Here is an 18,516-nt window from a genome sequence, read left to right as displayed (position 1 = left end):
CAGTCAACCGCAGACCGGGCCGGCCGGGGCGCGCCGACCCGCGGTCGAGGCCCGCACGACGAGCTCCGGTTCGAACACCACGTTCCGCGGCGCGAGCGAAGGGTCCGCCGCCTCCTCGATCAGGATCGACAGTGCGATGGCTCCCATCGTGCGGCTGGGCTGCCGGATGGAGGACAGCGGCACGGCGGCCGAGGCCGCGAAGTCGATGTCGTCGTAGCCGATCAGCGCGATCTCGTCGGGTACGGAGACCCCGGCGGCGGTGAGCGCCTGCAGCACGCCGAGCGCCACCAGGTCGTTGGCCGCGAAGATCGCGTCCGGCCGCTCCTGCCGCGAGCGGGCGGCGATGCGCTCGCCGGCCTCACGGCCCTCCGCGACGGTGAGCGTGGCCACCGGGACGATCTCGAGCGTCGCGCCCGGCGTCGCGGAGATCGCGGCGCGCGTCCCCTCGATGCGATCGGCGACGTGGCGCACCGTGGCCGGGCCGCCGACGAACGCGATCCGGCGCCGTCCGCCCTCGAGCAGGTGCCGTGCCGCGAGGGCGCCGCCGCGGGTGTCGTCCACGGCGACCGATGAGAACCCGCTCCCGGCTTCCGTGCGATCCACCAGCACGACGGCGATCCCGCGGCTGCGGAGCGCGCGCAGGCGCGGGAGGTCCTCGGCGATCGGCGAGAGCAGGATCCCGTGGGCGCGCAGCTCCTCGAAGTGGGCCAGCAGGCGGCCTTCGCGCTCCGGCCGCTCGTCGCTGTTGCCGATCAGCACCGACAGCCCGCGCTCGGTCGCGACGTCGTCGGCACCGCGCGCCAGATCCGTGAAGAACGGGTTGCGGGCATCCAGCACGACCATGCCAACGGTGTGCGACCGCCCGGCGCGGAGCTGCCGCGCGGCGTCGTTGCGCACGTAGCCGAGGGCGTCGATCGCCGCGCGCACGCGCTCCACGGTGGCGTCGGGAACCGACTGCGGTCGGTTGAGCACGTTCGACACGGTCCCGACGGAGACGCCGGCGCACGTCGCGACGTCGCGGATGCTGACACCCATGGTTCCTCCCTGCGGCACGACGTTACCGCGCGGCGTGCCCCGCGCCGGACGCGCCCCGTATCGCAGCATGAAACGTCTCATTCGCGCTAGGGTCATCCCGGACGCGGCATCGACGCCGCGACGGAAGGACTCCATCGATGGCCCTTTACGACCTGCCGCTCGACGACCTGCGCGCGTATGCGCCCGATGTCGCCTGCCCCGACGACTTCGACGAGTTCTGGGCGGGGACGCTCGCCGAGACCCGGGCGGCCGCCTGGGACGCGCGGGTCGAACGGGTCGACAACGCCCTCGACGTCGTCGACACGAGCGACGTGACGTTCTCGGGCTACGCCGGCGACCCCATCCGGGCGTGGTGGCACGTCCCGGCCGGGCGGCAGCCCCGCGCGGTCGTCGTCGAGTTCATCGGCTACAGCGGGGGCCGGGGCCTCGCGCACGAGGTCGCGACCTGGCCGCTCGCGGGGTACGCCCACCTCGTCGTCGACACCCGCGGCCAGGGCTGGGGCCACTGGCGCTCGGGCGACACCGCCGATCCGCACGGCACCGGGTCGGCGGTGCCCGGAGTGATGACCCAGGGCATCGAGGATCCCGCGACGTACTACTACCGCCGCGTGTACGCCGACGCCGTGCGCGCCGTGGACACCGCGCGGGCGCTTGCTCCGGGGATCCCGCTGTTCGTGACCGGCGGCAGCCAGGGCGGCGGCATCTCGATCGCCGCGGCGGCGCTTGCGGACGACGTGGCCGGCGCCCTGCCCGATGTGCCGTTCCTGTGCCACTTCGCGCGCGCGACGACGATCACCGACGCCCGCCCGTACAAGGAGATCGGGGAGTACCTGGCCGGGCACCGCGGCCGAGTCGAGCGGGTCTACCGCACCCTGAGCTACTTCGACGGCGTGAACATGGCCCGCAGGGCCGCCATGCCGACACTGTTCTCGGTGGCGCTGATGGACGTGATCTGCCCGCCGTCCACCGTGTTCGCAGCGTACAACGCCTGGGGCGGCGAGGACCGGCGGATCGAGGTCTATCCGTTCAACGACCACGAGGGCGGCGGTGCATTCCAGCGCCGCGCGCAGCTCGACTGGCTCGCGGACCGACTGCGCTGAGCCGGCTGAACCGGGGGCTCAGTCCTTCAGACGCACCAGGCGCTCGTGGCCGCTCTCCTGCACCTCGGCCAGGCCCTCCCGCGACTTCACGAAGTCCGTGAAGGAGCGGAAGCCGAGCGCCTTCTCGCTGAAGGAGGGGTCCATGCGGCGCATGTGCTGCTTGACCGCCGACGTGTGCAGCCACTCGGCGTCGTCGCCCTGATCGCGCCCCAGACGCAGCGCGCGCTCGAGGAGGCGGGTCGCCGCCGCGTGCAGGTCCTCGGGCGGGATCTCGTCGAAGGGGACGAGCGTGTCCTCCTCCGCCGGAGGCTGTTGCTTGGCGCGTGACGCGCGACGGCTGCGCTGCTTCGCCGGAGTCTCCTCGGCGGCCGGCTCGGGCTCGGGCTTGGCGGCCGCCGCGGGCTTGGGCTTCTCGGGCAGCGTGACGCCCGGCAGGGTGTCATAGGCCTCGAACTGGTCGCATGCCGCGGCCAGCGACTTCGCGGTCGAGCCGGCCACGCCGAGCCCGATCACGTAGCGCCCGAGCCGCTTGCAGCGCTGGGCGAGCGGCACGTAGTCCGAGTCGCCCGCGACGATCACGACGTGGGTGAGGTCGGGCAGGCGGAACATGTCCTCGACCACGTCGACCGCGAGCCGGATGTCGGCGCCGTTCTTGGCGTACGCGGCGGCCGGGAACAGCTGCACGAGATCCACGGCGCGGCCGACCAGCTGCGAGCGGTAGATCGCGTTGACGGGCGACGACCAGTCGGCGTACGCCCGGGTCAGCACGAGCGTGCCGAACGAGGCGGCGTAGTCGATGACCGCTCCCACGTCGATGGTGGCGAGCGCCAGGCGCTCGGCGATCTCGGGGTCGGTGGGGTTCTCGGCGATCCGCTGGCGGTCGCGGCTGTACGAGTTGCGCCCGTGGACGCGGTCGTACCAGCTCATCACGATGTTGTCGAAGTCGAGGTAGACCGCCACGCGGGCGTCGGGGGAGTCGGCCATGGGTCCTGTTCCGGAAGAGGGGAGGTCAGCGTGCGGCGGGGGCCGCGACCTCGAAGGGATACTGCACACCGATCTGGCGGCGGATCTCGTCGAGCGCGCCCATGATCGCGACGGACTCGTCGATCGGCAGCTCGTCGCCCTGCAGCAGGCCCTCGGCTACGAACCGCTCGGCCGCGAGCGCCTGGTACTGCATGCCGCGGCCCTCGACGTGCGATTCGTAGCGCTCGGTCACGGTGCCGTCGGGCGTGGTGACGGTGAACGACGTGGGGGTGTACCAGACGCGGTCGATGTCGATGCGCGCCTCGGTGCCCACGATGTGCGCCGTGTTCGGACCCACGGCGCGCGAGGACGAGACGGTCGTGGACACGGCGCCCGAGGCGTGGGTCATGAGCGTGGCGACCTCGGCGTCGGCGCCCGTGTCGACCAGACGAGCGGCGGCCTGCACGGTCGCCGGCTCGCCCAGGATGTCCCACACGAACGAGATCGGGTAGATGCCGAGGTCGAGCAGCGCGCCGCCGCCCAGGCTCAGCGCGTTGATGCGGTGCGACGGATCAACCGGCAGGCTCTGCGTGTGGTCCGCGAACACCGTGCGGACCTCACCCAGGGTGCCGGCGTCGATGATCTCGCGCACGCGCGCCATGTGCGGCAGATAGCGCGTCCACATCGCCTCCATCACCAGCAGCCCGCGGCTCGCCGCGAGATCCCGCAGCTCCTCGGCCTCCCGCCGGGTCACGGTGAACGGCTTCTCGACCAGCGCGTGCTTGCCCGCCTCCAGCACGAGGCGGGCGTTCTCGGCGTGCATCGGGTGCGGCGTGGACACGTACACGATGTCGATGTCGGGGTCGGCCGCGAGGTCCTCGTACGAGCCGTGGGCGCGGGCGATCCCGAAGTGCGCGGCGAACGCGTCGGCGGAGGCCTGCGAGCGCGAGCCGACGGCCGCGAGGTCGAGGCCCGCGGTGCGCAGGTCCGAGGCGAACGCGTGCGCGATGCTGCCCGTGGCGAGGATTCCCCAGCGCAGTCCGGATGTCGAATCGGTCACTTCGCTCCTTCGCTCGGTCGCGTCGCAGCAGGCGACGCATCACGTTCGAGCCTAGGCGCACCCGCCGACGCGGAGCACCCCACGCAGTCAGGGGATCACGAGGAGCTTGCCGGGCGCGCCCGCGCGGCTGTCCCGCTGGGCGTCGGCGGCACGCTCGAGCGGGTAGCGCTCGCCGAGCTCGACCGAGAAGCGACCGGCCGCGAGCAGCGCGAGGCAGACCGGGATGGCCTCCAGGCGCCACGCCTCCTGCCGCGGGGTGAGCGGCTCGGGCGAGCCGCCGCTGAAGGCGCGGATCCCGAGGCCCGCCGCGTCCGCGCCGCGCACGATGGTCGCGATGCGGTCGCGGTCCGCGAGCAGCTCCAGCGAGGCGTCCAGGGCCTCGTCGGTCCCCGCGCAGTCGAGGATCACGGTGACGCCCTCAGGAGCGGCGGAGCGCACGCGCTCGACGAGCCCCTCGCCGTAGGCGATCGGCTCGGCCCCGAGGCCGGCCACGCGCTCGGCGCGCGCGTCGCTCGTCGTGCCGAGCACGCGGGCGCCGGCGAGCACGGCGAACTGGATCGCGGCCTGGCCGACCGCGCCGGAGGCGCCGTGGATCAGAAGGGTGTCGTCGGCGCGGACCGCGAGCGAGCGCAGCGCCTGGTACGCGGTGCCGACGGGCGTGCCGAGCGCGGCGCCGACGGCCGCCGAGACGCCGACCGGGCGCGCGAACACCTTCTCGGCGGGCACCGCGAGGGCGGTCGCGTAGGCGCCCATCTTCCCGGTGAAGACCACGGGGTCGCCGGGCCGGAAGCCGTCGACGTCCTCGCCCACGGCCAGGATGTGCCCCGCGCCGTCGGTGCCCGTGCCGCGCGGCTTGGTGATGTCCGCCGAGGGGCGGATCCGCTCGCGCAGCTTCCAGTCGATCGGGTTCACACCGGCCGCCTCGACGCGGATCACGACCTGCCCGGGACCCGGCTCCGGATCCGGGATCTCGTTGAGGGTGAGGACCTCGGGGCCGCCGAACTCGGTGTACTGGATCGCCTTCGCCATACCGTCAGGCTATCGCCGTGGACGCGGGACGGCCCCGGTCCTCGTGGAGGAGCCGGGGCCGTCGTGCGCGAGGTGTCAGAGTGCGTCGATCGCGGCGTTGAACGTGGCCGACGGGCGCATCACGGCCGAGGTCTTCTCGGCGTCGGGGCGGTAGTAGCCCCCGATGTCCACCGGCTGCCCCTGCACGGCGATCAGCTCGTCGACGATCGTCTTCTCCTCGGCCGTCAGCTTCTCCGCCAGCGGCGCGAACGCGGCGGCCAGCTCGGCGTCCTGCGTCTGCTTCGCGAGCTCCTGGGCCCAGTACAGGGCCAGGTAGAAGTGCGAGCCGCGGTTGTCGATCGTGCCGATCTTGCGGCCCGGCGAGCGGTCCTGGTCGAGGAACGTCCCGGTCGCGCGGTCGAGCGTGTCGGCGAGCACCTGGGCCTTGGCGTTGTCGGTGGTCTGCGCGAGGTGCTCGAACGAGGCCGCGAGCGCGAAGAACTCGCCGAGCGAGTCCCAGCGCAGGTAGTCCTCCTCGACCAGCTGCTGGACGTGCTTGGGGGCCGAGCCGCCCGCGCCCGTCTCGAACAGCCCGCCGCCCGCCATGAGCGGCACGATCGAGAGCATCTTGGCCGACGTGCCGACCTCGAGGATCGGGAACAGGTCGGTGTTGTAGTCGCGCAGCACGTTGCCCGTCACCGAGATGGTGTCCAGGCCCTGGCGGATGCGCGCGAGCGAGAACAGCGTCGCCTCGGCGGGCGCCATCACGTGCAGCTCGAGGCCCTCGGTGTCGTGCTCGGGCAGGTACTGCTCGAGCTTCGCGATCAGGTTGGCGTCGTGCGCGCGGTTCGCGTCGAGCCAGAACACGGCGGGGGTGCTCGACAGGCGGGCGCGCGTCACGGCGAGCTTCACCCAGTCGCGGATCGCGGCGTCCTTGGTCTGGCAGGCGCGCCAGATATCGCCGGCCTCGACCTCGTGCGCGAGCAGGACGTCGCCGGCCGAGTTCACGATGCGGACGGTGCCGGGCGCCGGGATCTCGAACGTCTTGTCGTGCGAGCCGTACTCCTCGGCGGCCTGCGCCATGAGGCCGACGTTGGGAACGGTGCCCATCGTGGCGGGGTCCAGCTTGCCGTTGGTCTTGCAGTCGTCGATCACGGCCTGGTAGATGCCGGCGTAGGACGAGTCGGGGATGACAGCGAGGGTGTCGGCCTCCTTGCCGTCGGGGCCCCACATGTGGCCGCCGATGCGGATCATGGCGGGCATCGAGGCGTCGACGATCACGTCGCTCGGCACGTGCAGGTTGGTGATGCCCTTGTCGGAGTTCACCATGGCGAGCGCGGGGCCCTCGTTCATGGCGGCCTCGAACGCGGCCTTGATCTCGGCCCCGTTGGGCAGCGCGTCCAGGCCGGCGAAGATCGCGCCCAGGCCGTCGTTGGGTGACAGCTCGGCGGCCGCGAGGTCGTCGCCGTACTTCTCGAACACGGGCTTGAAGTACGCCTTGACCACGTGGCCGAACAGGATGGGGTCGCTGACCTTCATCATGGTGGCCTTCAGGTGCACCGAGAACAGCACGCCGTCGGCCTTGGCGCGCTCGACCTGCTCGGCGAGGAACGCGTCGAGCGCCTTGGCGCTCATGAAGGTGGCGTCGACGACCTCGCCCGCGAGCACCTTGAGGTCGCCCTTGAGCTCGGTCACGGTGCCGTCCGTCGCGACGTGCTCGATGCGCAGCGTGTCGTCGGAGGGGATCACGACCGACTTCTCGTTGGAGAAGAAGTCGTCGTGGCCCATCGTCGCGACCGCGGTCTTCGAGTCGGCGCTCCAGTCGCCCATCGAGTGCGGGTGGGCCTTGGCGTACGCCTTGACCGACGCGGGCGCACGGCGGTCCGAGTTGCCCTGGCGCAGGACCGGGTTCACGGCCGAGCCCTTGACCTTGTCGTAGCGCGCGGCGAAGTCCCGCTCCTCGTCGGTCTCCGGGTTCGCCGGGTAGTCCGGGACGTCGTAGCCGAGCGCCTGCAGCTCGGCGATGGCCGCCTCGAGCTGCGGCACGGAGGCCGAGATGTTGGGCAGCTTGATGATGTTGGCCGACGGGTCGTTGGCGAGCTCGCCGAGCTCCGCGAGGGCGTCGCCGATGCGCTGCTCCTCGGTGAGACGCTCGGGGAACTGAGCCAGGATGCGGCCGGCGAGCGAGATGTCGCGGGTCTCGATGTCGATGCCCGCCTTGGCCGCGTATCCCGCGACGATGGGGAGCAGCGAGTACGTCGCCAGGAGCGGCGCCTCGTCGGTGTGCGTGTAGATGATCTTGGACATGCGGATGAGGCTCCAGGGATCGCAGGACATCGACGTCGAGCCGTCGACTCTCTCGATATGAAGATACCCGAGCGCGTGAGAGCATCGAGTCCGATGACCTCCCACCCCCTCGCCTACGCGGCCCGCGCGGCGCGCTTCCGGCCGTCCGGCGTCCGCTCCGTGTTCGACATCGCGATGCGCCCGGGGATGATCTCCCTGGCCGGCGGCAGCCCGGACCTCTCCGTGCTGCCGCGCGAGCAGGTGGCCGAGCTCGCGGCCGGGATGATCCGCGGCGCGGGCCCCGACGCGCTGCAGTACCAGCCGGCCCAGGGGCTGGACGGAACGATCGAGGCGGTCCGCGAGGTCATGCGGGCCGAGGGCGTCGACGCCGCGCACGACCGGATCCAGGTGACCGCCGGCTCACAGATGGGCCTGCAGGTGCTCACGACGCTGCTCGCGGACCCGGGCGACACCGTGATCGCGGAGGCGCCGACGTACGTGGGCGCGCTGTCGGTGTTCGGCGGGCTCGAGGCTCGAGTGGCGCAGGTGGAGATCGACGAGCACGGCATGCTCCCGGACGCGCTCGAGGCGACGATCGCGCGCGTCCGGGCGACCGGGTCGCGCATCCCGTTCCTCTACACGGTGCCGACGTTCGGCAACCCGTCCGGCGCGTCGATGAGCGCCGCGCGGCGCGAGGCGGTCGTGGAGATCTGCCGTCGCGAGGGCATCCTGATCGTCGAGGACAACCCGTACGGGATGCTCGCGTTCGACGACGAGCACCGGCTGCCGCTGTATGCGCGCGATCCGGAGAACGTGGTCTACCTGGGGTCGTTCTCGAAGATCTTCTCGCCCGGCGTGCGGGTCGGCTGGCTCGCGGCGCCGCCCGAGCTGCGGGGGCGCGTGCAGCTCGCGGTCGAGGCCATGACCATCCACGCGTCCGTGGTCGGGCAGGTGCTGGCCCAGCGGTTCATCACGGAGACCGACTGGCGCGGGCACGTGCGCCGCAGCGCCGACGTCTACCACGCGCGCCGCGACGCGCTCATGGCGGCGCTCGACGAGCACATGCCCCCGGGCACGACGTGGACGCGGCCGCACGGCGGGTTCTTCACGGTCGTCACGCTGCCGCCCGGCACGCCCGTCGACGGCCTGCTCGACGCCGCGATCGACGCCCGCGTGGTCTACGTCCCCGGCAGCGAGTTCATGGCCGACGGGAGCCGCGCGGACACGCTGCGGCTCGCGTACAGCTTCGAGCCCGAGCACCGTCTCGCGGAGGGCGCGCGCCGGCTCGGGGAGGCGATCCGCGCGCTCGGCTGAGGGTCGCGCGGGGTTGCCGCCGGGTGAGATATCGGTAGAACGATAGACCTCGTGATCGTTCGATCATCGCGATTGATCCGGTCTTCGGGTGCGACTTATGGTCGCTTCCAACCTTTCTCGGCGCATCGCACGGAGCTGTGCGATGCCGATGACCCGAGGATCCGCCGTTGAATCCCATCGCCGCCCGATCGACCCGCACCCGCATCCGCAGTCGCGCTCAGGCGCTCGCCCTCGCCGGCGCCCTCGCCGGCCTCGTCCTGTCGCTGCTCGCGCCGCTCCCGGCGCTCGCCGCCGCGAACCTCGTCAAGAACGGCTCGTTCGAGTCGTTCGGCGCCACCGCGCCGACGGACTGGGGCACGTGGACGCCCGCGGGCACGGCGACCTGCACCAAGGTCGCGGGACGCGACGGATCCGGCGCGGTGCAGATCGAGACCGCGACGACGGGAAGCCGCGGCTTCCTCGTCCAGGATGTGGCGCTGCCCGCCGGGGCGGAGTCGATCGACCTGTCGTTCTGGCAGGACAAGGGCGCGATGACCGGCGCCGGCAAGGCCGGCGTGCGCGTGACGTTCACCGGCTCGCCCGCCCAGTTCTTCGGCCTCGACGCGGCGAGCGGCTGGCACGAGGTGGCCACGCGCCTGAAGGTGCCGGCGGGAGCCACCAACGTGCGCATCGAGCCGATGGTCGACTACATGAAGGGCGCCATGCGCCTCGACGACGTCGACATCGAGATCAACGGCGCGTTCACCGACCTCGCCGGGCAACAACGCCGTGTCGATCACGACCGGCACCACGACGAGCCGTCTCGCGCTCACGCAGGACATCACGCTGCCCGCGGGCGGCGGCACGTCCGTGGTCGACTTCGCGTCCAAGATCGACGCGATCAGCGGCGGCGGCAAGGCCGGCTTCCGGTTCGACGTGCTCGACGGATCCAAGGGGACGTTCTTCTTCGGGACGAACGTGCCCACCAACAGCTGGGAGCGCACGCGCGGCGCGTTCGTCGTGCCGGCCGACTCCACGAAGATCCGCGTGCATGTCTTCAATGACCAGGTCAAGGCGACCGCGCTGTACGACGACGTGATCGTGCACGCCTCGTCCGCCGCCATGGAGCTCATGACGTCCAAGACCGCGTCGGGGGACATCGCGCTGAGCTGGCTGAAGCCCGCGGCGTGTTCTTCGAGTCGGTCAAGCACCCGAACGTCGTCGGGCCCGACAAGGCGAGCAACCGGGTCGCCGTGATCCGCGGCGCCGAGCTCGCCCAGCACCTCGCCCTGCGCGGCGAGGGCACGTACGGCTTCCGCGACGCGCGCATGGGCCGGATCATCGACCAGCTGCGCCAGCACCTCGACGCCGCGCACACCGACGGCGGGTGGTTCCAGGAGGGCCTGGACTACCTCGACTACACCAACATGATCTCGGTGCCGGGCATCACGGGGAGCTTCGACGCCGGCATCGACGCGCTGCGCTCGGCGTGGGCCGCGCCCGGCACGGCGGGCATGCTGCTGCACACCGCGTCGTTCCGGGAGCCGAACCTCAAGCTCCAGTGGGGCGTCGGCGGCGACGCGGGCACGGTGTCGTGGCGTCGTCGACGCCGACGACGTCCTGCTCCAGCTCAACAACCGCAACCACAAGCACACGGGATGGAGCGCGCACGTGACGTTCGGGCTCAGCATGATGAGCCACGACACGACGTGGGCGGGCCAGCCGGGCAAGGACCAGGCGAACGCCGCCAAGTACTCGCGCGTGCTGATCGACGGCCAGACCACGCAGCAGGCCGGCAACGGGAACACGCTGGCGTCCGGCGCATACGCGGGCCAGGGCGGCGCCTACGTGAAGTTCGACGGTGGGGGTCCAGACGGCGACCCGCGAGGCCGTCGTCGACATGGCCGACCGCGGCGACGTCGACACGATCGTCGCGATCCGCGACACGTTCGGCGACTCGGCGTCGCACGAATGGAAGTGGCAGCTGGCGCCACAGGCGGGCGTCACGCTACAGATGGCTGGCCGCGCGCGGCGGCCCGCCATCGCTCGCGTCAGCGGGACATCCGGGCCAGGAACGTCCGGGTGCGCTCGTGCTGCGGGGCGTCGATCACCTGCGTAGGCGGGCCCTGCTCGACCACGACGCCGTCGGCCATGAAGACCACGCGGTCGCAGACATCGCGCGCGAAGCCGATCTCGTGCGTGACGACGATCATCGTCATGCCCTCGTCGGCCAGGCGGCGCATGACGCCCAGCACCTCGCCGACCAGCTCCGGGTCGAGCGCGCTCGTCGGCTCGTCGAACAGCATGACCTTGGGCTTCATGGCCAGGGCGCGGGCGATCGCCACGCGCTGCTGCTGCCCGCCGGAAAGCTGCGACGGGTACGCGTCGGCGCGGTGCGCGAGGCCCACGCTGTCGAGCAGCTCCATGGCCTCCGCGCGCACCTCGGCGCGGGGGCGCCGCCGCACGCGCAGCGGGGCCTCGATCACGTTCTCCAGCACGGTCATGTGCCCGAACAGGTTGAACCGCTGGAACACCATGCCGATGTCCTGGCGCCGCTCGGCGACCTCGCGGGCGCGCAGCTCGTACAGGCGGCCGCGGTGCTCGCGGTAGCCGACCAGGACGCCGTCGACGCGGATCTCGCCGCGGTCGACCTCCTCGAGGTGGTTGATGCAGCGCAGCAGCGTCGACTTGCCCGAGCCCGACGGGCCCAGGATGCCCACGACCTCGCCCGCGCGCACCTCGAGGCTGACGCCCTTGAGCACCTCGTTGTGGCCGTACGACTTCTCGACGTCCTGGATGGTCACCAGCGCGTCCGACGTCATGCCCCCACCTCCTTGCGCTCGCCGCGGAGCGGGAGCAGTCGCGCGAGCAGGCCGGAGGGGGCGCGGTCCTTGTCGAAGCGGCGCTCGATGACCGCCTGGATCACGCTCGCCACGCTCGTCAGGATGAGGTACCAGGCGCTCGCGACCAGGAACATCTCCATCTGCGTGAAGTCGCCGGTGCCCATCTGGCGCGAGCGGAACAGCAGGTCGCCGGCGCCGATGATCGAGACCAGCGACGTCTCCTTCAGCAGCGTGACCAGCTCGTTGCCCGTGGGCGGCAGGATCGAGCGCATCGCCTGCGGCAGCACGATGCGGCGCATGGTCTGGCCGGGCGTCATGCCGAGCGCGCCGGCGGCCTCCGCCTGGCCCTTGTCGACCGACAGGATGCCGCCGCGGACGATCTCGGCCATGTAGGCGGCCTCGTTGAGCGCGAGCGCCAGGATCGCGGCGGTGAAGGGCTGGATTATCGCGTTCGTCTCGACCGTCGTGAAGCCGAGATCGATGCGCGGCAGGAACAGCGACAGGTTGAACCAGATCAGCACCTGCACGAGCAGCGGCGTGCCGCGGAACAGCCACACGAACCCGAACGCGAAGGCGGCCAGCAGGCGGTTGCTCGACAGGCGCATGATCGCGATGCCGACGCCGAGCGCGGCGCCGAGCACCATGCTGACGATCGTCAGCACCACGGTCATGCCGAGGCCCTCGAGCACCGCCTGCGCGCCGAAGCGCGAGAACACGACATCCCAGCGCACCGCGCTGTGCGCGGCGATGTCGGCGACCAGCTTGACCGCGAGCGCCACCAGGATGGCGACCACGGCCCACTGGCCCCAGTGCCGCACCGGGACGACGCGCGCCCCGGCGGCCGCGCGGGCGTCGGAGCTCAGGGGGCCGGCGGAGGTCACTCGTCCGCGCCGTTGACGGTGATCTCGTCGAGGCCCGACGACTCGAGCTCGTACGACGCGAGGATCTCGCCGTAGGTGCCGTCGTCGACCAGCGACTGCAGGCCGGCCTGGAACGCCGCCACCAGCTCGTCGTCGCCCTTCTTGAAGACGTAGCCCAGCGGCGACGGGTCGATCGACTCCGTGTTGGCGACCTCGAACGCCTGGCCGCCGCCGATCTGCGCGGCGTTGTAGCGACCGGTCGCCTCCTGCGTCAGCATCGCGACCGTGCGGCCCTGCTGCACCTGCAGCAGCGCGTCCGAGTCGGTCGGCTGGGTGAGGATCTCGATCGGCTCGTCGCACTCGGCGCTCTGCGCCTCGAGGATGCCCTGCTGCGTCGAGTCGACGAGCACCGAGACCGGGTGGCCGCACAGATCGGCGAGCGTGCCGATGCCCTCCGGGTTGCCGGCCGCCACGATGATCGCCTGGTCCGCCATGAAGTAGTCGACGAAGTCATAGTTCGCCTGGCGCTCGACCGTGTCGGTCATGCCGGCGACGACGAGGTCGAAGCGCTCGGCGTCGAGCGACGGGAGCAGCGTGTCGAACGCGACGTTCTCGAGCGTGTACTCGATGCCCAGGCGAGCCGTGACGGCGTCGAGCAGGTCGATGTCGAGGCCGATGATCGTCGATCCGTCCGTGTCCATGTACTCGTACGGGGCGTAGCCGGCCTCGGTCCCGACCACGACGGAGCCCGACTCCTGCACGTCGGCGGGCAGCATCGCGTGCAGCTCCTCGTCGGCGCTGATCGCGGTCTCGGGCGCCTCCGACTCGGTCGAGGCGCCGCCGGCGCAGCCCGCGAGCAGCAGGCCCGACAGTGCGAGAGCGGCGGCCGCGGCGATCGGACGTGCGGGGAGAGTCGAGGACATCATGCTCCTATCGATGCCGCGCGTGCGGGTGTGCGAGGCGGCGGTGCGAGTGCGAGGGATGGTCCATTCTAAATCGGCGGCGTTTCGCCCCCGTTTCGGCCCGGCGGCGTCGGATCTCAGCCGCGCAGGGCCTTCTGGATGCGCTGCACCGAGACCTGCTCGGCGGTGCCGAGGCGCTGCGCGAACAGGCCTACGCGCAGCTCCTCGAGCATCCAGCGCACGCGTACGAGGCGCTCGGGCGTCTCGGCCGGGAGCGGGATCGTGCCGCCGGCCTCGGCGAAGGCGGCCGTCGCGCGCTCGAGCTCCGTCATCCAAGCGCGGTCGCGCCCCGGGTTGTCGGGCAGCGCCTCGAGACGCAGTCGCGCGCCCTCGAGGTAGCGGGGCAGGTGCTGCAGGCGCGCGAGCCCGGTCGCCGAGACGAAGCCCGGGTGGATGAGGCCCGCCAGCTGACCGCGGATGTCGCCGAGCGGACCGAGGAGGGCCATGGAGTTCGACTTCTTGAGACCGCGCTCCACCTCGCGCGCGGCGGTCAGGATGCGGGCGACGAGCGACACGCAGGCGAACACGTCGTCCACGGATCCGCGCGTGGCCTCGGCGCGGAGCGCGTCGAACGCCGCGCGGGTGCGGGGGAGCGCGCCTGCGCGGTCGATCACGGCGTCGGCGACGGCGGCGCGGCAGTCCTCGATCAGCGCCTTGGCGGACGGGTACGGCGAGGCGGCCAGCGCGAGCTTCTCGTTCGCGGTGAGGTGCTCCTGCACGTACGAAGTCGGGGAGGGAACCTGCAGCAGCAGGAGCCGCCGCACGCCGCGGCGGGTCTCGGACGCCGCGCGCTCGGGCGTCGCCTCGACGCGCAGCGCGACGGAGGAGCCCGCGTCGACCAGCGCCGGATAGCCGCGCACGACACCGCCGGCCACCTTGGTGTCGACCACCTCGGGCAGATCGCCGATCGCCCAGTCGGTGAGGCCCCTGCGCTCCAGCACGGAGGCCGATGCGGTCGCGGCGACGGCTGCGGGGCCGGCCTTGCGCGCCTCGGCCTGCTGGGAGGCCCGGTCGAGCGACCGCGCGACGCTCTGCCGCGCGCGCCCCGCGAGCCGCTCCTGGAGCGCCCGCAGGTCCCGATCCGACCCCAGCGCACGGCCGCGCTCATCCACGGCGCGGAACGACATGGTCAGGTGGGCGGGCACGCGCTCCATCTCGAAGTCCGCGTCGGTGACGGGCTGGTTCGCGACGCGCTGGATGCGACGGGCGAGCGCCTCGCGCAGGGTCTGCGGCGGCCGGCCGGCGTGGTCCTCGGGGCCCGCGCCCTCGAGCTCGGCGGCGAGCTTGTCGGCCCAGTCCGCCGCGGGAACGACGTGCCGGCGGATCGCCTTGGGCAGCGCGCGCAGCAGCGCCGTGATGAGCTCCGACCGCATGCCCGGCACCTGCCAGTCGAAGCCGACCGGCTCGAGCGACGCCAGCAGGGCGAGCGGCACGACCACCGTCACGCCGTCATCCGGCGCGCCCGGCTCGAACCGGTACGCGAGGTTGAGCGTCTGATCGCCCTGCGTCCACCGCGTGGGGAAGTCGCGCGCATCGGCCGTCGCCTGGCCCTCGACCAGGTCGGACTCGCGCATCGTCAGCAGCTTCGGCGTGCGCGTCAGCGCGTCCCGCCACCAGGCCTCGAATGACCGCATGTCGAACACGTCGGCGGGGATGCGGGCGTCGTAGAATGAGAAGACCGCCTCGTCGCCGGCCAGGATGTCGCGGCGCCGCTCGCGCTCCTCGAGCTTCTCGAGGCGGCGGCGCAGCTCGTGGTTCTGGCGGAGGAACGCCGTGACGTTCTGCGGCAGGCGGGACGGATCCCACTCGCCCTCGACGAGCGCGTGCCGGACGAACAGCTCGCGCGCCGCCGCGCGGTCCACGCGCGCGAACTGGATGCGCCGGCGCGGCACGATCTCGACGCCGTACAGCGTGACCTTCTCGTACGCGACCGCGGCCCCCGCGTCCTTCGACCAGTGCGGCTCGGTGACCTGCCGCTTGGCCAGGTCGCCCGCGAGCGCCTCCGCCCACGCCGGGTCGATCTGCGCGACCGTCCGGGCGAACAGCCGCGAGGTCTCGACCAGCTCGCCGGCCATGACCGCCTTCGGTCGCCGCTTGCGCAGAACCGAACCCGGGAAGATCGAGAACCGGATGCCGCGCGCACCGCGGTACTCGGCTCCCTTGCGCGGGTCCTTCGACTTCTCGCGCTCGTCGAGCAACCCGATCTGCGACAGGAGACCGGCGAGGAGGGCCTGGTGGATCAGATCGGCCTGATGCCCCGGCTGGTCTCCTCCGTTTCGACTCCGCTCGCTGGCGCTCGCTCCGCTCAACGACCGGGAAGCGCTCGCAGATCGATTGCGCTTCCCGCTGTCGCGGGGTCCCAGCCCCGAGGCCAGTCCCCGGAGCTGGCGGTGGACGTCGAACCACTCCCGCACGCGCACGTAGTTCAGGAACTCCGCGCGGCACAGGCGGCGGAACGCGCTCGAGCCGAGCTCGTCCTGCTTCTCCTGCAGGTGGTTCCAGAGGTTGAGCAGCGTCAGGAAGTCGCTGGTCGGATCCGCGAACCGGGCGTGCGCCTGATCCGCCTGCTCGCGCTGCTCTTCGGGGCGCTCGCGGACGTCCTGGATCGACAGGCCCGACACGATCGCGAGCACCTCGGGAACGGTCCCGTTGCGGTGCGCCTCGACGAGCATCCGGGCGAAGCGGGGGTCGATCGGCAGGCGCGCGATGTCGCGGCCCACGCGCGTCAGCCGCGGCGAGCCGTCCCGCGTCAGCACGACGGCGCCGAGCTCGACCAGCAGATCCAGGGCGGCCTTGACGCCGCGCGAGTCGGGCGGCGTCAGGAACGGGAAGTCCTGGATGTCGCCGAAGTCCAGGGCGAGCGCCTGCAGGATGACCGACGCCAGGCTCGTGCGCAGGATCTCGGGCTCGGTGAACTCGGGGCGGCGCGCGAAGTCGTCCTCGCCGTACAGCCGGATCGCGATGCCGGCGCTGGTGCGGCCCGCGCGACCGGACCGCTGCTGCGCCGACGCCTGCGAGATCGCCTCGATCGGCAGGCGCTGCACCTTGGCGCGGTTGCTGTATCGCGAGATGCGGGCCGTGCCCGTGTCGATCACGTACTTGATGCCCGGCACGGTCAGAGACGTCTCGGCCACGTTGGTCGCGAGCACCACTCGGCGCTTGAGGCCCGCGACGGTCGACCGCTCGAACACGCGGTGCTGCTCGGCCGCGCTCAGCCGGCCGTACAGCGGCAGCACCTCGGTGGGCGCGCGCTGGTCGCGGAACGCGCCGCGCACGGCGTCGGCCGCGTCGCGGATCTCGGCCTCGCCCGGCAGGAACACCAGCACGTCGCCCGGCGCCTCGCGGTCGAGCTCGCGCAGCGCCGCGACGATCGCCGACACCTCGTCCTCGACCTCGTAGCCCTCGTCGGGCGCGTCCTCGGCCGCGGCATCCGCCACCAGCGGGCGGTACCGGATCTCCACAGGGAACGTGCGCCCCGAGACCTCGATGATCGGTGCGGGCGTGCCGTCCGCGGCCGCGAAGTGCTTCGCGAAGGACTCCGGGTCGATCGTGGCCGAGGTGATGATCACCTTGAGGTCGGGACGCTGGGGGAGCAGCTGCTTGAGGTAGCCGAGCAGGAAGTCGACGTTGAGCGAGCGCTCGTGCGCCTCGTCCACGATGATCGTGTCGTAGCGCGACAGCCTCCGGTCGCGGTGGATCTCGTTGAGCAGGATGCCGTCGGTCATCAGCGCGATGCGCGTGGAGTCCGAGACCTTGTCGGTGAAGCGCACCTTGTAGCCCACGAGCCCGCCGAGCGGCACCTCGAGCTCCTCGGCCACGCGCTCCGCGATCGTGCGCGCCGCGAGCCGCCGCGGCTGGGTGTGTGCGATCCGCTCCCGGCCCAGCTCGAGCGCGATCTTCGGCAGCTGCGTGGTCTTGCCCGAGCCCGTCGCGCCCGCGACGATCACGACCTGGTGCTCCCGGATCGCGCGCGCGATCTCGTCCCGCGCGGCGCTGACGGGCAGCTCGGGCGGGTAGGCGATCCGCCAGGGCGCGGTCGGGTCCTCGGGCATAGCCTCCCAGTCTACGAGTCCCGGGCGGCTCCCCGGCGGCGGCCCTAGGGCCGCGCCATGTCGCCCGCGTCGCAGCAGTCTGAGAGCCGCCGGGCGTTCACGCCCGTCGAGCAGCGCATCGACGCCTGGGCGTCCCGGCGCCTCGCCCGCCTCGAGGGCGGCGGTCCGGCGCGGCGCGGGCTGATCGAGTTCACGGTGTTCGTGCTGAAGCAGGCGTGGGCCTGCATCTTCGGGGCGGCCATGCTCGCGGCGATCGTCGCGGCGCGGCTCTGGTACCCCGACGACGCGCTGGTCGCGCGCAGCGACGCGCTCGTGATCGCCGCGGTCGCGATCCAGGCGCTCATGCTCGTGTTCCGGCTCGAGAGCGGCCGCGAGCTGTGGGTCATCCTGCTGTTCCACGCCGTCGGCATGGTGATGGAGGTGTTCAAGACCGACGTCGGGTCGTGGAGCTACGAGGGCGACGGCGTGCTGCGGATCGCCGCCGTGCCGCTCTACACGGGGTTCATGTACGCGGCGGTCGGCTCGTACATGGTCCGCGTGTTCCGCCTGTTCGAGCTGCGATTCGACCGGTACCCGGCGCGGTGGGCCACGGCGGCGCTCGCCGCGGCGATCTACGTCAACTTCTTCTCGCACCACTACCTGCCCGACGCGCGGTGGGTCCTGCTCGCGCTGGTGCTGGTCGTCTGCGCGCGCTGCACCCTGCACTTCCGCAACCACCGCACGCGGGCGTGGCGCCGCATGCCGATCCTGGTCGCGTTCACGGGCGTGGCGTTCTTCATCTGGATCGCCGAGAACATCGGCACGGCGGCAGGGGCCTGGATCTACCCGGATCAGGCGGACGGCTGGCAGATCGTGTCGATCTCGAAGCTGGTGTCGTGGCTGCTGCTCATGATCATCTCGGTCGTGCTGGTGACGTTCGTCTACCGGCCGCAGGCGACGGACCCGGTGGAGGGCGCCGGGAGGGGAGCGGTGCCCGCGTTTCCGGATCGGGCATCCGTCTGACACATCCGTGGCGTACCATGCCCGGAATCGCGGCAGCGAGCCGCATCTGCGC

General features: G+C 72.1%; 13 protein-coding genes. 4 read left to right on the top strand and 9 right to left on the bottom strand.

The window, feature by feature from the left end; all coding sequences use genetic code 11:
- Positions 1-3: 3 nt before the first annotated feature.
- Positions 4-1,035 carry a LacI family DNA-binding transcriptional regulator gene (locus ASD19_RS06705; RefSeq protein WP_055990105.1) on the bottom strand — a complete coding sequence of 344 codons (1,032 nt, stop codon included), beginning with the start codon at positions 1,033-1,035 and terminating at the stop codon, positions 4-6.
- A 137-nt stretch (positions 1,036-1,172) separates the two neighbouring features.
- Here ASD19_RS06705 and ASD19_RS06700 point away from each other — a divergent pair, with 137 nt between their 5' ends.
- Entirely contained in the window at positions 1,173-2,135 is a 963-nt protein-coding gene (locus tag ASD19_RS06700) for an acetylxylan esterase (RefSeq protein ID WP_055990102.1), read from the top strand.
- An 18-nt stretch (positions 2,136-2,153) separates the two neighbouring features.
- Here ASD19_RS06700 and ASD19_RS06695 read toward each other — a convergent pair whose 3' ends face one another.
- The 4 genes from ASD19_RS06695 to ASD19_RS06680 form a co-directional block, all read right to left on the bottom strand.
- Positions 2,154-3,119: an NYN domain-containing protein gene (locus ASD19_RS06695; RefSeq protein WP_055990099.1), complete on the bottom strand. Its 966-nt coding sequence runs from the start codon at positions 3,117-3,119 to the stop codon at positions 2,154-2,156.
- A 25-nt stretch (positions 3,120-3,144) separates the two neighbouring features.
- Complete coding sequence (locus ASD19_RS06690; protein WP_055990096.1) at positions 3,145-4,158, bottom strand: Gfo/Idh/MocA family protein; 1,014 nt, start codon at positions 4,156-4,158, stop codon at positions 3,145-3,147.
- Positions 4,159-4,245: 87 nt separating this feature from the next.
- Complete coding sequence (locus ASD19_RS06685; protein WP_055990093.1) at positions 4,246-5,187, bottom strand: quinone oxidoreductase family protein; 942 nt, start codon at positions 5,185-5,187, stop codon at positions 4,246-4,248.
- 75 nt (positions 5,188-5,262) lie between these two features.
- Entirely contained in the window at positions 5,263-7,473 is a 2,211-nt protein-coding gene (locus ASD19_RS06680; RefSeq protein WP_055990628.1) for an NADP-dependent isocitrate dehydrogenase, read from the bottom strand.
- A 93-nt stretch (positions 7,474-7,566) separates the two neighbouring features.
- Between ASD19_RS06680 and ASD19_RS06675 the strand changes: the two genes are divergently transcribed.
- Both ASD19_RS06675 and ASD19_RS14335 read left to right on the top strand, forming a co-directional pair.
- The gene (locus ASD19_RS06675) at positions 7,567-8,766 is read left to right on the top strand and encodes an aminotransferase-like domain-containing protein (RefSeq protein ID WP_055990091.1); all 1,200 of its coding nucleotides are present in this window, start codon (positions 7,567-7,569) and stop codon (positions 8,764-8,766) included.
- 167 nt (positions 8,767-8,933) lie between these two features.
- Complete coding sequence (locus tag ASD19_RS14335; RefSeq protein WP_156377127.1) at positions 8,934-9,809, top strand: hypothetical protein; 876 nt, start codon at positions 8,934-8,936, stop codon at positions 9,807-9,809.
- A 987-nt stretch (positions 9,810-10,796) separates the two neighbouring features.
- Here the strand turns inward: ASD19_RS14335 and ASD19_RS06660 are convergent.
- The 4 genes from ASD19_RS06660 to hrpA form a co-directional block, all read right to left on the bottom strand.
- Positions 10,797-11,567 carry an amino acid ABC transporter ATP-binding protein gene (locus ASD19_RS06660; protein ID WP_055990084.1) on the bottom strand — a complete coding sequence of 257 codons (771 nt, stop codon included), beginning with the start codon at positions 11,565-11,567 and terminating at the stop codon, positions 10,797-10,799.
- On the bottom strand, positions 11,564-12,469 hold the full coding sequence (locus ASD19_RS06655; protein ID WP_055990081.1) for an amino acid ABC transporter permease: 906 nt from the start codon (positions 12,467-12,469) through the stop codon (positions 11,564-11,566). Before ASD19_RS06655 ends, ASD19_RS06660 begins: the two co-directional genes overlap by 4 nt.
- A complete protein-coding gene (locus tag ASD19_RS06650) occupies positions 12,466-13,374 on the bottom strand; it encodes an ABC transporter substrate-binding protein (protein WP_055990078.1) in 909 nt (302 codons plus the stop codon). Before ASD19_RS06650 ends, ASD19_RS06655 begins: the two co-directional genes overlap by 4 nt.
- A gap of 113 nt (positions 13,375-13,487) precedes the next feature.
- Positions 13,488-17,462 (bottom strand): ATP-dependent RNA helicase HrpA, encoded by a 3,975-nt coding sequence (hrpA, locus tag ASD19_RS06645; protein ID WP_055990075.1) that lies wholly within the window; start codon positions 17,460-17,462, stop codon positions 13,488-13,490.
- Between the two features lie 57 nt (positions 17,463-17,519).
- Here hrpA and ASD19_RS06640 point away from each other — a divergent pair, with 57 nt between their 5' ends.
- Positions 17,520-18,464, top strand: a complete 945-nt coding sequence (locus ASD19_RS06640; RefSeq protein ID WP_055990072.1) for a DUF817 domain-containing protein — start codon at positions 17,520-17,522, stop codon at positions 18,462-18,464.
- The last annotated feature ends 52 nt before the right edge of the window (positions 18,465-18,516 follow it).

The organism is Microbacterium sp. Root53 (assembly GCF_001426925.1).
Taxonomy (GTDB): domain Bacteria; phylum Actinomycetota; class Actinomycetes; order Actinomycetales; family Microbacteriaceae; genus Microbacterium.
The sequence above is the reverse complement of the archived record's forward strand: the minus strand, read 5'-3'. Positions and strand labels throughout refer to the sequence as shown.